11 protein-coding genes are annotated in these 14,577 nt (G+C 60.5%); 6 read left to right on the top strand and 5 right to left on the bottom strand.

Translation table 11 applies throughout. The features are described from left to right. Positions 1 to 5 precede the first annotated feature (5 nt). The gene (locus tag GVN17_RS27555) at positions 6 to 944 is read left to right on the top strand and encodes a Dyp-type peroxidase (RefSeq protein ID WP_166598453.1); all 939 of its coding nucleotides are present in this window, start codon (positions 6 to 8) and stop codon (positions 942 to 944) included. A 302-nt stretch (positions 945 to 1,246) separates the two neighbouring features. Here the strand turns inward: GVN17_RS27555 and GVN17_RS27550 are convergent, their stop codons facing one another. Next, a complete protein-coding gene (locus tag GVN17_RS27550; RefSeq protein WP_166598467.1) occupies positions 1,247 to 3,298 on the bottom strand; it encodes a TonB-dependent siderophore receptor in 2,052 nt (683 codons plus the stop codon). Between the two features lie 265 nt (positions 3,299 to 3,563). Here GVN17_RS27550 and GVN17_RS27545 point away from each other — a divergent pair, with 265 nt between their 5' ends. After that, positions 3,564 to 5,759, top strand: a complete 2,196-nt coding sequence (locus GVN17_RS27545) for an OsmC domain/YcaO domain-containing protein (RefSeq protein WP_166598452.1) — start codon at positions 3,564 to 3,566, stop codon at positions 5,757 to 5,759. An 88-nt stretch (positions 5,760 to 5,847) separates the two neighbouring features. Here the strand turns inward: GVN17_RS27545 and GVN17_RS27540 are convergent, their stop codons facing one another. Beyond that, the gene (locus tag GVN17_RS27540) at positions 5,848 to 7,353 is read right to left on the bottom strand and encodes a sigma-54-dependent transcriptional regulator (RefSeq protein ID WP_166598451.1); all 1,506 of its coding nucleotides are present in this window, start codon (positions 7,351 to 7,353) and stop codon (positions 5,848 to 5,850) included. Positions 7,354 to 7,574: 221 nt separating this feature from the next. On the opposite strand from GVN17_RS27540, the gene GVN17_RS27535 reads away from it, so the two are divergent. After that, positions 7,575 to 8,285, top strand: coding sequence for a DJ-1/PfpI family protein (locus GVN17_RS27535; protein ID WP_166598450.1), 711 nt, complete (start codon positions 7,575 to 7,577; stop codon positions 8,283 to 8,285). A 104-nt stretch (positions 8,286 to 8,389) separates the two neighbouring features. Here GVN17_RS27535 and GVN17_RS27530 read toward each other — a convergent pair whose 3' ends face one another. Continuing rightward, a complete protein-coding gene (locus GVN17_RS27530; RefSeq protein WP_166598449.1) occupies positions 8,390 to 9,730 on the bottom strand; it encodes an aminotransferase class I/II-fold pyridoxal phosphate-dependent enzyme in 1,341 nt (446 codons plus the stop codon). A 351-nt stretch (positions 9,731 to 10,081) separates the two neighbouring features. On the opposite strand from GVN17_RS27530, the gene GVN17_RS27525 reads away from it, so the two are divergent. Genes GVN17_RS27525 through GVN17_RS27515 form a run of 3 tightly spaced genes read left to right on the top strand, consistent with a single transcriptional unit; the run spans position 10,082 to position 13,438 of the window. Then, positions 10,082 to 11,209, top strand: a complete 1,128-nt coding sequence (locus tag GVN17_RS27525; RefSeq protein WP_218576438.1) for a M20 family metallopeptidase — start codon at positions 10,082 to 10,084, stop codon at positions 11,207 to 11,209. Beyond that, the gene (locus tag GVN17_RS27520) at positions 11,206 to 11,550 is read left to right on the top strand and encodes a DUF485 domain-containing protein (protein ID WP_166598448.1); all 345 of its coding nucleotides are present in this window, start codon (positions 11,206 to 11,208) and stop codon (positions 11,548 to 11,550) included. The genes GVN17_RS27525 and GVN17_RS27520 overlap by 4 nt, the downstream gene beginning before the upstream one ends. Next, entirely contained in the window at positions 11,537 to 13,438 is a 1,902-nt protein-coding gene (locus tag GVN17_RS27515) for a cation acetate symporter (protein WP_166598447.1), read from the top strand. Before GVN17_RS27520 ends, GVN17_RS27515 begins: the two co-directional genes overlap by 14 nt. A gap of 15 nt (positions 13,439 to 13,453) precedes the next feature. Here GVN17_RS27515 and GVN17_RS27510 read toward each other — a convergent pair whose 3' ends face one another. Together GVN17_RS27510 and GVN17_RS27505 are read right to left on the bottom strand one after the other, a co-directional pair. Further along, complete coding sequence (locus GVN17_RS27510) at positions 13,454 to 13,972, bottom strand: GNAT family N-acetyltransferase (RefSeq protein WP_166598446.1); 519 nt, start codon at positions 13,970 to 13,972, stop codon at positions 13,454 to 13,456. Positions 13,973 to 14,091: 119 nt separating this feature from the next. Then, a complete protein-coding gene (locus GVN17_RS27505) occupies positions 14,092 to 14,454 on the bottom strand; it encodes a hypothetical protein (protein WP_166598445.1) in 363 nt (120 codons plus the stop codon). Between the last annotated feature and the right edge of the window lie 123 nt (positions 14,455 to 14,577).

Below are 14,577 nucleotides of genomic sequence, written 5' to 3'. Positions count from 1 at the left end.
GGAAGATGATCAAAGTCACCCCATTCCCCCAAGGCATCGACACGCCCATCACCAGCAGCGCGATCTTCATGGTTGCTACCCTCGCGCCGGGCGACGACGCCATTGAAACCGCCCGGGCCTGGTGCGCTGACATCGCGGGACTGGTCCGCGCGGTCGGCAAACGCGTGCCCGACGGCAATCTGTCCTGCATTTGCGGCTTCAGCTTCAACGCCTGGGATTCGCTGTTCGGCATCACGCGTCCGGCAGCACTGCACAACTTCCGCGAGTTCGGCCCGCCGGAGCGCCGCGCGGTGGCCACGCCGGGCGACATTTTGATGCACATCCGCGCCGATCGCATGGACCTGTGTTTCGAACTGGCGACCCAACTCCTCGAACCCTTGGGGGATGCAGTGACCGTCGTCGAAGAAGTCCACGGTTTCCGCAACTTCGACATGCGCAGCATCATCGGCTTCGTCGACGGCACGGAAAACCCGGAAGGCAAGCGCGCGGCAGAAGCGACCATCGTCGGTGATGAAGACCCAGCGTTCGCGGGCGGCAGTTACGTGATCGTGCAGAAATACCTGCACGACATGACGGCTTGGAACCGGTTGACCGTCGAGCAACAGGAATTGGTCATCGGTCGCAAGAAGCTGTCGGACATCGAACTGGGCGATGACGTGAAACCGACCAACTCGCACAGTGCGTTGACCGTCATCGAGAAAGACGGCAAAGAGGTGAAAGTCCTGCGCCACAACATGCCGTTCGGGCGCCCGGGATCGGGTGAGTTCGGCACCTATTTCATCGGCTACGCACGCTCGCCCGAACCGCTGGAGCAGATGCTGGAAAACATGTTCGTCGGCCGCCCTGCAGGGAATTACGACCGGCTGCTGGATTTCAGCAAGGCCGTGAGCGGTGCGCTGTTCTTCGTGCCGTCGACGGATTTTATCGAAGCCTTGGGCGACTGATCCATGCTGCCGCCGAGCCAGACTGTCGGCGCAAGCGCTGCCAGCCTGAACGCGCTCCGGCTGGATAATCGCGAACCCTGTGGGAGCGAATTCCTTCGCGATGCAATCATACAACCGACAAACACGTGTCGGATGTACCGGCCTCTCGCGAATGAATTCGCTCCCACATGGGGAATGGATTGTCACCCTTGCGACGTGCCAGATTGTGAGACCAACGATTGGCTGCTGCAGCGCGGCGTACCGGCGGTGGCGACTGTGAGGCCGCGCCGCCGGCAAGTCGGAGTGCTACAGGAACACGCGGCTCAATATGTCCAGGTCACCGACGCGGTCACGTTGCGTGGGGCGCCGTAGTTAGCGCTGGTGGCGCTGTCGTACAGCGACATCAGGTATTTGCGGTCGGTGGCGTTGTTGAGGTTGACCGACGTGCTCCAGTGCTCGTCGATGTCGTAACTGCTCATCAGGTCCACCAGGGCGTAGGCGTTCTGGCGTACCTCGCTGTTGGTGTCGCTTTGCACAGCGCTCTGCCAACTGACCCGCGTGCCCACCTTGGCTTTTGGCAGGCCCGGCAGGCGATACGTCGCCATGCCTCGGAAGCTGTGAGTCGGCACGAATTTGCGGGCGCGGTCGTCGTTATCGTCGTCGATGCGCACGTAGGTGTAGCCGCCCAACACTTCCAGGCCCGGCATCGCTTCGCCCGACGCCTGCAGCTCGACGCCGTGGCTCTTGTAATCCATCGGGTCGTAGACGAAGCGGCTGCCCTGATACTGCCCGTTGCCCGCAACGTTCTCCTGCTTGGTCTTGAACAGCGCTGCCGTCAGGTTGAGGCCGCTGTCCAGACTGCCCTTGATGCCGATTTCCTTGCTGGTGCCTTCCAGCGGGTCGAGCATGCTGCCGTCCGAACTGACCTTGTATTGCGGCGCGTAAATCTTGGTCCAGCTGCCGTACACGCTCCACTGATCGTTGAGGTCGTACACCAGACCGGAATACGGCGTGACCTTGCCGTGCTCGCGGGTGTAATGGTCAGCGCCGTAATCCAGACCGCTGCCATCGGCGCTGAGCATCCGCGCACCGACGATCCAGTGCAGGTCATCCATCAGGCTGAAGCGCGTACCGGCGTAGAGGCTCTTCTGGGTGTCCCGGAAATTCTGGTTGTTGGTGTCGAAGGTGTAATCCAGTGACGGACGGGTGAGCGTGCCGGCCAGCGCGCTGGAGAACGGCACGTCGTAATAGCCGTTGGCGTCGATGTCATGCTCGTTGGCCTTCAAATGCGTGCGGCCGTAATTGGCGCCGACGGTCAGGTCATGGTCGCGGCCAAACAGGGTGAAAGGACCGGACAGCTGCGCCTCGCCGATCACCTGATCGGTCTTGCTGGTGATGTGGGTCGCATAAGCCGACGCGTCGTCGCCCGTGACGCTGGCGATGTAGAACATGTCGGTGTCCTGGTACTGGCGGATGCCGGTCACGGAGAGCTTGCTGTTCCAGCCATTGCCGAAGTCATGTTTCAGCTCGGCGAAAGTGCGCTGGGTGTGCACGTTCCAGTAGGTCCAAGGCTGGCCGACGTTGGAACTCCGGCTGCCGTAATGGATCGGGTTGCCGTCCGAATCCGACAGCGGCAGGTTGCCCCAGCTGCTGCCGTTCGAATCGCTGTTGTGCTGAGAGAAACCGACGGTCAGGGTATCGGCGTCGGTCAGGTCGAAGTCCATCAGACCCGCTGCAACGTTGATTTCGTGGCTGTAGCGGTCGAGGTAGGAGTTGCCCTTGTCGTGGGCATAAATGAAACGCCCGCGCACGTTGCCGCTGTCGGTCAGCGGACCGGACACGTCCACGTCCAGACGGCGGTTGTCCCACGCGCCGACGCTGGTGCTGATCTTCGCTTGCACATCCTTCGTCGGACGCTTGCGCACGAAGTTGACCGTCGCGGACGGGTTGCCGCTGCCGCTCATCAAACCATTGGCGCCGTGCAATACGTCGATTTGCTCGTACTCGGCCAAGTCCTGATCGCCCACCAGCAAGTCGCCGGTGAAAGGCATGCCCATCCCGTCATATTCGAAGGTGTTGATGTTGAAGCCGCGTGAGGTGAACTCGGTGCGGTCGGTTTCGATCTGCTCGACCGTGACGGAGGGCGCCGAACGCAACGCGCTCTTGACGCTGTTCATGCGGAAATCGTCGATCTGGTCGCGGGTCACGGTGGTCACCGCTTGCGGCGTTTCCTTGTCCGACAGCCCCAGACGCGTGGTACTGGTGGCCGTCTTCCCCTGATAACCCTGACTTTGCTCGTCGGCTTGGGCGACGCCGTTGCTCTGGATTTGCGTGGAGGGCAGGGTGATTTCATCAGCGGCGTGGGCGAGGGGCATGGCGCTGCAAGCGCCAGCGAACAACAGGCTGGCAGGGAGGCGGGCTTTCAAGATCGATTTCCTGGTTGGTTGAGCAGAGAAGTAATTGTCAATCAGTCGCAAATGAGAAATATACACAAATGGTAACGGATTTTTTACAATTTTTTCACATCTCGCAACATTCGCTGATCGGTCCGACCTTCACCCTCTGAGCCGACCGCACGAGACTTCCGGCGCAAAACCCGGATAATGGCCGCCATTCCGTTTTTCGCTTTTGGTAAACCCCATGGAAATCAAGGTCAACTTTCTCGACAACCTCCGCCTGGAGGCCAAGTTCGACGACTTCACGGTGATCGCCGACCAGCCCATTCGCTATAAGGGCGATGGCTCGGCGCCGGGTCCGTTCGATTACTTCCTGGCGTCGTCGGCCCTGTGTGCGGCGTATTTCGTGAAGCTGTACTGCCAGACGCGCAACATCCCGACGGACAACATCCGCCTCTCGCAGAACAACATCGTTGACCCGGAAAACCGCTACAACCAGATCTTCAAGATCCAGGTCGAGTTGCCCGCCGACATTTCCGAAAAGGATCGCCTCGGCATCCTGCGCTCCATCGACCGCTGCACCGTGAAAAAAGTGGTGCAGGCCGGGCCCGAGTTCGTGATTGAAGAAGTCGAAAATCTCGACGCCGACGCCCAGGCCCTTCTGATGCCGGCGTCCCTGTCCGGCGAAAGCACCTTCATTGCGGGCAAGGACCTGCCGCTGGAAGAGACCATCGCCAACATGTCGGGCATCCTCGCGGCGCTGGGCATGAAGATCGAGATCGCTTCGTGGCGCAACATCGTGCCCAACGTCTGGTCGCTGCACATCCGCGACGCTCACTCCCAGATGTGCTTCACCAACGGCAAGGGCGCGACCAAAGAGGGCGCACTGGCCTCGGCGCTGGGCGAATTCATCGAGCGCCTGAATTGCAATTTCTTCTACAACGACCAGTTCTGGGGCGAGGACATCGCCACCGCCGACTTCGTGCATTACCCGAACGAGCGCTGGTTCAAGCCCGGCCCGGACGACGCGCTCCCGAGCGAAGTGCTGGACGACTACTGCCTGAAAATCTACAACCGCGACGGCGAGTTGCGCGGCTCGCACCTGTACGACACCAACTCCGGCAACACTCAGCGCGGCATCGTCTCGCTGCCGTTCGTGCGCCAGTCGGATGGCGAAACCGTGTACTTCCCGTCCAACCTGATCGAGAACCTGTACCTCAGCAACGGCATGAGCGCGGGCAACACGCTGGCGGAAGCTCAGGTGCAGTGCCTGTCGGAGATCTTCGAGCGGGCGGTGAAGCGCGAAATCCTCGAAGGCGAACTCGCGCTGCCGGACGTGCCGCACGAGGTCGTCGCCAAGTACCCGGGCATCCTCGCGGGCATTCGGGGGCTGGAAGTGCAGGGTTTCCCGGTGCTGGTGAAAGATGCCTCGCTGGGCGGCGAATTCCCGGTCATGTGCGTGACCCTGATGAACCCGCGCACCGGCGGTGTATTCGCCTCGTTCGGCGCTCACCCAAGCTTCGAAATCGCTCTGGAGCGCAGCCTCACCGAACTGCTGCAAGGCCGCAGTTTCGAAGGCCTGAATGACTTGCCGCAGCCGACGTTCGAAGGCCAGGCAGTCATCGAACCGAACAACTTCGTCGAGCACTTCATCGACTCCAGCGGGGTGGTGTCGTGGCGTTTCTTCAGCGCGAAAGCCGATTACGAATTCGTCGAGTGGGATTTCTCTTCCGAGGGTGAGCACGCCAACGCCGAAGAGGCCGCGACCCTGTTCGGCATCCTCGAAGACATGGGCAAGGAAGCCTACATGGCGGTCTACGACGACCTCGGCGCGACGGCCTGCCGCATCCTGGTGCCGGACTATTCCGAGATCTATCCGATCGAAGACCTGATCTGGGACAACACCAACAAGGCGCTGGCCTTCCGCGCCGACATCCTCAACCTGCACAGCCTGAGCAAAGTCGGCCTGAGAAGCCTCGCCCAGCGCCTGGAAGACAGCGAACTGGACGACTACACCGACATCACCACGCTGATCGGCATCGAGTTCGACGACAACACCGACTGGGGCCAACTGACCATTCTCGAACTGAGACTGCTCATCTACCTCGCCCTGCAGAAGTACGAAAAAGCCAAAGATCTGGTCGAAGCCTTCCTGCAATACAACGACAACACCGTCGAACGCGGCCTGTTCTATCAGGCGGTCAACGTGGTGCTGGAAATGGAACTCGACGACGACCTGGAACTGGCCGACTACGAAGTCAACTTCCGCCGCATGTTCGGCAACGAACGCATGGACGCGGCGATCGGTTCGGTCAACGGCAGCGTCCGCTTCCACGGCCTGACGCCGACGAGCATGAAGCTTGAAGGCTTGGACAAACACCTGCGCTTGATCGAGAGCTATAAAAAGCTGCACGCGGCGCGAGCGACGGCAGCCCGATAAACGGAAGAACGCGTCATTGAAAAAGCACCTGAGGGTGCTTTTTTTATAGGCGCTGTGGCCAGGCGAACACGGCACTGGAGCAAAAGGCTCAGGACTTGCCAGGGATGCCGTATTTGCGCAGTCGCATGGAGATCGAGGTGTGCGAGGTCTTCAGCCGCGCCGCCAGCAGTCGGCTGGAAGGGTGGCTGGGGTAAAGCTGTTCCAGCAGGTCTTTCTCGAAGCGGGCAACCGCGTCCTCCAGGCTGCCTATCTCGCGGGTTTGCTGCCCATCCACGGCCGTGCGCGCGATGTCCAGGTCGTCGAGGTCCACCCTGGGATGTTCACAAATGGCCGCGGCGCGAAAGATCACGTTTTGCAATTGCCGGACGTTCCCCGGCCATCGGTTGTCGAGCAAGGCGGGAAACGTGCTGGGGGCCAGCCGGCAAACCGGACGCTGAATCTGCGCGCAGGCTTGCTGCATGAAGTGCTCTGCCATCAGCAGGATGTCCTGGCCACGCTCGCGCAGTGGCGGCACGTGCAGGTTGAGCACGTTGAGGCGATAAAACAGGTCTTCACGAAAGTGACCATCGCTGACCATGTTTTCCAGATTGCGGTGGGTCGCGCTGAGGATTCGCACGTTGACCCTGATCTCCCGGTCACCGCCGACGCGACGGAAGCACCCATCGCTCAGAAAACGCAGGAGTTTGGCCTGAAGATAGGGTGACATTTCTCCGACTTCGTCCAGAAACACCGTGCCTTGATCCGCCAGCTCCAGCAGCCCGAGCTTGCCGCCCCGTTGCGCGCCGGTGAAGGCGCCAGCGGCGTATCCGAACAGCTCACTCTCGGCAAGGCTCTCCGGCAGCGCTGCGCAGTTCAATGGCAAGAAGGGCGCCTCACGCCGTTTGCTGATCGCGTGGCAGGCGCGGGCGACCAACTCTTTGCCGGTGCCGGTCTCGCCTTGAATCAGCAGAGGCGCATCGAGCCCTCCCACGCGATGCGCTCGCGCCTTGAGCTTTTGAATGGCTTGGGAAGCACCCAAAATCGCGTCGAACCCTCCGGCAGGGTCATGGCGCAGCGCCGACAGCCGCTCGCCGATTCGGCTTGGCGGGTAGAGGGTGATCAGGGCGCCCGCCGCATTGATCGGCATGGCGTCGAGCAGCAGGGTTCGCCCTCCAAGGCTGACTTCTCGCATCGGCAAGCGAAAGGCGTGGCTGACCAACGTGTGCAGCACGTCGTCATCAAACACCTGGGCGAGCGACTCGCCGGCCGGTTCGCGTCCGCACAAAGCTATCAGCGCAGGGTTGGCCAGCAAGACATGCCCGCGCTCATCCACCGCCAACACCGGGTCGGAGCTGGCAGATAACAACGCATCGAGCTGCAGGTGTCGGCGCTGGCCCGGAAGGATGTCGACCACCGTCACCGATTGCACGCCTTTCACGCCGAGAAATGCGCCGCGCAACTCCTCCAGCACCTCGGCGCCGAGCGTTGGCGCATCGATGTAGACGTGGGGGGGAACCATCTCCACGGCCTCCAGATTGAAGCGGCGCCCACCCAGCAGGGCGAGGACTTCCTGAGTGATGCCGACGCGGTCGATGAAGGTCACGTGAATGCGCATGAAGGCCCTGAGAAACGTGTGTCTGGTCGAGTGAACAGGGCGGTCGCTGGTCCATCTGCGTAGCTCACCCGAAGGCTCTGCCCAGCGGCGGAACGCCGGACAGGCCGCCCGTGGGTACTCACCCCGGCGTCAAAATTCGTTGACAGGGCAGACAATAGCCTATATTTGTACTGGTACATAACAAATGTTGTACCACTAACCTTGATACTGTTGGAGCGAACATGACTATTCCACTCGAGACCCATTTGAAGATCGGCGCCCTGATCTTTCCCGGCATGGATCAATGCGATTTCACCGGCCCCTTCGAAGCGTTGGCACGTACCCCGAACTCGACGTTCTTCACCATCTGGAAGGACAAAGAGCCGGTCCGTGATCTGGCCGGGATGCTGTTGCTGGCCGATACGACCCTGGACAAGGCGCCACAGCTCGACGTGCTGCTGGTGCCGGGCGGCTATGGCCAGCAAGCCCTGATGCATGATGAGGTCGTGCTTTCTTTCATCCGTCAGCAAGCCGCAAACGCGAAGTATGTGTTCTCGGTGTGCACCGGAGCGCTCTTGTGTGGCGGGGCTGGCTTGCTCAAGGGCAAGCGCGCGACGACCCATTGGACAGCCATGGAAACGCTGCCCTTTTTCGGTGCCATCCCCAGCGATGAGCGCGTCGTGATCGACGGCAAGTTCGTCAGCGCTGGCGGCGTGACGTCCGGGATCGATGGGTCGCTGGTACTGGTTTCACTGCTGCGCGGGGAGACGGTCGCCCAAGAGTTGCAACTCTACATGGCCTACGACCCGGAACCGCCTTTCCAGGCCGGTTCGCCGAAAAGCGCGCCTGCGTCGATTTTGCGCACAGTGACGGAACGCGCGGCCAACATCACGGCCCAGCGCCTTGAAACCGCACGTGCTTATCACGCCAGCCAAACGTTGGCTCGCGCTTGAGTCTGCCGGATCAGTCCGCTTTTCCAGCGTGACACGGGACGATCGATGATGGCTCGCAATGGGCCGTCATCGATCGTCCCAGTCGGGTTCTGTCGGCGTCAGACTCAGGCCGACAGCGTCGTGGTCACGGCGTGACGGGCGGCGACGAGCGCCTCCACGAACACGCTGCTTTGTTGCGGTGTCATTCTCGATGATGTGATTCGAATGCCGGACTGGGGTGTCACGCAGAAGTCACGCCCCGTGCGCACCAGCCAGCCCGCATCGAACAGACGTTCGGCGACTGCACGCTCGTCGGGGATGGGCAACCACAGATTGAGTCCGGCGCCGGCTGCCACGTTGAACCCTTTCTTTTTCAGCATCGTCACCAGGGCCGTATGGCGCTCGACATACGTTGCGCCACCGGCGGCTATTTTTCGGCGGATGGCAGGGCTGATGAGCAGCTCAAGCGCCAGGCGCTGCAAAAAGGTGCTGACCCACCCCATGCCGACGGCCTGTCTGTTTTCGAGGCTCTCGATGGTCCGGGTGTCTCCCGTCGATACCGCCAGTCGATAATCAGGCCCCAGGAATTTGGACAGCGACCTGACAACCAGCCAAGGCCCGTTCTCCCGGATATGCCATGGATGGTAATCGGCCAATTGGAGCAGGCTGGAATGATCGTCATCGATGAGCAGCACGTCATCGGCATGGGCGGCAATGTCCGCCAGCGCCCGTGCGCGCTCTTTCGACGTCGAAATACCGGTGGGATTTTGCGCGCGGCTGCTGAATAGCACCGCCTTCACGCCCACGTCCACCGCCGCTTGCAGGCTGGCGGGCACGATCCCGTGATCATCGAACGCAAGGGGTACCAGGTCAAAGCCCATCAGGCGGGTCAACGCCAGCAGGCTCATGTAGCCAGGATCCTCCACGGCCACTTTGTCACCTGCAGTGAGCCCGCTCGCTTCAAGCGCGCGCTCGATCAGATCCAGCGCGCCTGCGGAGACAAAAATGCTTCTGTCCACGGGCACGTTGTCCGCCAGGAAGCCCTCTTTTGCCCATTTGACGAACCCTGCGTTGTTTCGCTGCTCGCCATACAAATGGTTGTCGAGGCTCATGCGGGAAAATGCGTCGCGAATGTCGTGGTCATCGGGAAGAAACGCGATGTCCGGATTGCCGTCACGCACCGACATCATCTGGGGCAGGCCAACATCGGCGGAAGGCGCCGACGACGAGGGGTTGGCCACGATCGAACCCCGTCTGCCATCGGACACCACCAGCCCCGTCGCCTGTAGCTGTCGGTAGGCAACCACCACGGTGTTCTTGTTGACACCCAGGTCCGCCGCGAGGTTACGCACCGTTGGAAGGCTTTCACCCGGCTTGAGGCGGTCTTCGAGAATGGCCTGCTCGATGGCGCGGCGTATGGATTCTGCCTTGCCTTCAGCAATTTCATGGGGTTGCAACGTGAACATAATCATCCTCAACGGTCTTGGCGACCTGGCCGTGGGTGCGTGAGGGCCATGCCGCGTCCGGCCGGCGCCGGTACAGGGAGACATACTTTAGCTCGAACCGGGACAAACCTGCACCTTCGCCTGGATGTTGCACATGCGCAGGGCCGAAATGCTAGGACATACGCCGGGGTGTGGGGCGTTTGTACCGCATGCGCGGCCTCATCAACACCTTTCACCTCATGTTTTCGATTGACGGTCACCCCTCGTCGTTATAGATTCAATTGGTACAAAAAAAGTAACGTACCAGTACGTGGCGTTTTTCGAACGCTTTGTCTAGGTGCGGCATCCTGCTCCTGACATAGGAATCCTATCGTGCCCCTAAGTCTGCGTGACCCCATAGCACTGACGCGACACCTGGTCTGCACCAACACCATCAACCCTCCTGGCAATGAAGGCCCCCTCGTCGAAGAGTTGGAGCGGGCACTGAAAACGTTGGGGTTGACCACGCTGGTCCAGTCGATCGCCCCAGGACGGGCCAACCTCTTGGCATGGAACCCTTCGGCGGACGGGTCGAGGTTATGTTTCACAGGTCATCTCGACACCGTCCCGTTAGGCGCGGCTCCGTGGGTTCAGGCGCCGTTGGGCGGGGAGGTGATCGGTGATCGCCTCTACGGGCGCGGCGCTTCGGACATGAAAGGCGGCATCGCGGCTTTTCTTTGCGCGTTGCACACCTTCGCGACGCGGTTCGGGTCTTTGCCTCCGGTGTTGGTTGTACTGACCGCAGGTGAGGAAACGGGGTGTGAAGGCGCCAAGCGCCTGGCCGAGCTTGATCTGTCCGGTCTGGACGTGGGCGCGTTGCTCATTGGAGAGCCGACCGCGAATCAATGTGTCGTCGGGCACAAAGGCGCGCTCTGGCTGACGGGACAGGCCACGGGGAAGACAGCGCACGGTGCCATGCCCGAGCTTGGCGATAACGCCATCTACCATGCGGTCGATGCCATCCAGAAGCTGCGGCAATTTGATTTCTGCGCCCCGGTCGATCCGTTGCTGGGCAGTCCCACCTTAAACATCGGCACGATCACCGGAGGCATGAACGTTAACTCAGTGCCCGACACATCAGCGTTCACGATCGACATCCGCACCGTGTGCGGGCTTTCCCACAAGGAGCTGTGCGGCAGGGTGGGTGACCATATCGGCGGCAACGTGAAGTTGTCAGCGACAGTGGATGTACCCGCCCTGTCGAACGATCTCGCCAACCCGTGGATCCGGCAGGTCACAGAATCCGTCGCGTTTGTTACCGGTGAGCAGTCAGCCGTGCGGACGGTGGCGTTCTTCACGGATGGTCCGGTACTCCGGGAATTGTTTGGCGAAGTGCCGGCGATCGTCATCGGTCCTGGAGAGCCTTCTTGCGCTCATCAGACGGACGAGTGGTGCAGCGTCAGACGCGTTCATGAATGCGTCGATATTTATTCCCGGCTCCTGGAGGATTGGCAATCATGAATGCGCTCAAACAACTTTCCGTCCCGCCGCTGCACACGGTTGAAAAAGCGTTGGCGATTGAATCCTTCGAACGCTGCATGGCCGCAAAAAACCGAATGCTGGTCACGCTGAGTGCCGTTTTTTTCACCTACTATTTCGCGTTCATTGTCGGAGCAGGGTGGTTTCGCGACATTTATGTATTGCCGTTGATGGGTGGGGTCAATGTGGGGACTGCGTTTGCGGTGTCGCAGTATTTCTTCGTTGCAGGCCTTGCCCTGATCTATGCGTATCGGATGAAAGCCATTGATATTCAAATAACAACGTTTTCCGACGCCTGGAGAAAAGTCCATGAACACTATTAAGCGCTGCGTCGCGGGGTGTATCGCGATGTTCGCGACGGCCTCTTCCCAGGCGGCAGATCTGGTGCCGCAAGCCCACAAACCCTACGCCTTGGCGGCGTTTGTGGCGATCATTCTGATGACGTTGGTCATCACCGGATTGGCTTCGAAAAAGGGCAAGAGCACGCGTGACTTCTATACCGCGGGGGGCGGCATATCGGGGGTCAAGAATGGCTTCGCCATCGCCGGGGATTACCTGTCTGCCGCCGCGTTTCTGGGGGTGTCGGGGCTGATCGCGCTGTACGGTTACGACGGCATTCTTTACCTGATCGGTTTTTTCGTCGCGCTGATGCCTGTGCTGTTGTTCGTGGCCGAGCCCTGCCGAAACCTCGGTCGCTACACGTTTGGCGATGTGCTCGCGTATCGCTATGACTTTCGGACGTCCAAGATTCTCGCAGCGACATCGAGTGTCGTCATCGTCATCGCCTATATGATTCCGCAAATCGTCGGCGGCGCCGTTCTGCTCTATGCGCTGTTGGGCATCAAGTACGAAGTGTCGGTCGTGGTGGTCGGCGTATTAATGCTCACCTACGTGACGTTTGGCGGCATGACGGCCACCACCTGGGTGCAAATCATTAAGGCAGGCTTGTTACTGACGGCGTGTGCAGGTTTAACCGTGCTCGCACTCATTCCCTTTCATCTTGATATTGCGGCGTTCTTTTCGTCGCTCATCCATCAAGCCGCCCTGTATGACTATCTTTCCCATGGCCGTGCATTGGCGTCCGGTGAAGACCCCACGTTGGTGACGAAAACCTTTTTCGAGCCGGGCCTGTATTTGAAGAACCCGCTGGAGCAAGTGTCGTTAGGCCTGGGACTGACCTTGGGCACGGCGGCCTTGCCTCATATTCTCATGCGTTTCTTCACAGTAAAGGATGCTCAAACGGCGCGTAAGTCAGTGTTGTGGGCCATGCTCGCCATCGGCACTTGCCACTTGCTGATCATTTTCCTGGGTTTCGCGGCGGCTTATTACGTGGGCAGTTCGACGATTGTCGCGGGTGATAAAGGTGGCAACCTGGCTGCGCCTTTATTGGCCCAGCTGTTGGGCGGAGGGGCAGACACTGTATCCGGCAACGTGCTGCTGGGTCTGGTGGCTGCCGTTGCGTTCGCCACGATCGTGGCGGTGGTCGCGGGGTTGACCCTTGCAGCGGCGTCGTCACTGGCCCACGACGTGTACGTGGGCGCCATCAAGAAGGGCGTGGCGTCGGACCGCCAGCAGATGCTGGCCGGGAAACTGGCCGCCATTCTGGTGGGCGCCGTGGCCATTTCTGCAAGTCTGATGGCCAAAGGGCAAAACGTCGCCCAGTTGGTAGGGCTCGCCTACGCCATCGCAGCTTCGGCCAATCTCCCGGCATTGATCGGCACCTTGTACTGGAAACGCTGCAATGTCTTCGGTGTGGTGTGCGGCGTCATCGGCGGGACACTGGCCGCGATCGTGGTAGTGCTTGTCTCGCCCAACATGCAATACCCGATGGCGATTCGCGCAGAGACCACCGTAACCATGACCCGTATCGCGACGGACATTCAAACGCTGGAAACCCGTCTTGATGCGCCAGGCCTGAACGATGAGTCAGTCAAGGCCTTGACCGCCGCACTCGCCAAAGCCCAGGCGAACCTCCAGATCAACAAAGATAAATACGACGCGACAGGCGCTGAAACCACCAGTCTGGTGGGGTTGGAGCAGCCATTGATCGGGTTGAAAAACCCTGGGGTGATTTCGATTCCGCTCGGCGCGATCTTTTTGATACTGGGCACCCTTCTCTACCGTAGACGCGTGGACGCCGATGAGAAATGGCGTGCCCTGGTGTTGCGCCGTGACAGCGGCATCGGCATGGAAGACGCGATCAGCCACTGACGCTGAATGCTGGACTCAAAATGACAGTGTGAAGCGCCTTTCCCTTCCGGGCTCCCCGTGAAGGGCAAGGCGGTCACGGCCGAAACCACACCGCGCCAGCACCTTCTGCGACCCCCGATTTTCCTCGAACACATACGCCACCAACCCGGTCAGCCCCCAGCGGCTGTGCGCCTGTTGAATGAGGTGCCTGAGCGCTTGGGTGGCCAAGCCCTTTCCAGCAGCCGTTTCCGCGATTCGATAGCCCACTTCCGCGGTCCCGGACTGCGCATCGATCTGCTTCAAATTGGCCCTGCCCACGATGCGCCCGCTGGCATCTTCGATGACGCACGGATGCCATGTACCCAAGGCGAGCTCGGACAGGCAACGGTCAATGTGTTCGTCCACACCTTGCGGTGAGTAGAACGATGCGGGGCGGGGGTCGATGTGGGATTCGAACCAGGCGCGGTTCTCGGTTTCGAATGCGAGCAGCGCTTCAGCGTCAGTGCCTCGCAGGTCGCGAATGTGAACAGTGTCGGGGAGAGAAGGGGTGGGCATGGGCACGGTCCTTGTGTCGAGACCGCCGATGATGCCGGTAACACACCAGGAGGGCAATTAGCGCAGCTTGTAGCAGCATTGCAGTGGCAGCCGGAGATCGACTGCCACGGGCTCTGATGTCAGCTTCGCAAGTCGGTGTTTTTGTCTTCGCAGGACACTTTCGGTTTGTCGACCGGCCGGAATTCGCCCTTCACGGCGAGTTCGTTGAAATGGCTGCCCAGTTCGTCTTCGATTTTACGGATGGCAGAGGTGTCATTCAGGTCATCGACCACCAGCCACAGGCGCGGCAGGTTCTGGAAGAACGCCTCGTCGATCTCCACGTCCTGGGTCAGCTCGCGGTCGGCGCGCCAGAGGCATTCGCGTTGCGAGATGGCAGGGTCCTGGGGCCAGGTTTCGGACGTGGTGAGCCAGATTTCGTAGAAATCCTTCAGCTCTTCTCGGCCCATTTTTTCCAGTTTTTCCAGCGGAACGAATGTATTCACGGCGTCACCTGTCAGCGATTGAATTCCATGGCACGGCGTCGAGCCGGCGCCTGCCTCTCGCCGCTCAAGGGCGGAGGCCTACTCCTATAGGGCCAGGGTTTGCCGAGGGAGTTCCATCAATCG

Origin of the sequence: Pseudomonas sp. SLFW, from assembly GCF_009905615.1 — a bacterium.
GTDB classification, from domain to species: Bacteria; Pseudomonadota; Gammaproteobacteria; order Pseudomonadales; family Pseudomonadaceae; genus Aquipseudomonas; species Aquipseudomonas bambusae.
Note: the sequence above shows the minus strand (reverse complement) of the source record. Positions and strands in the feature narration are given on the sequence as shown.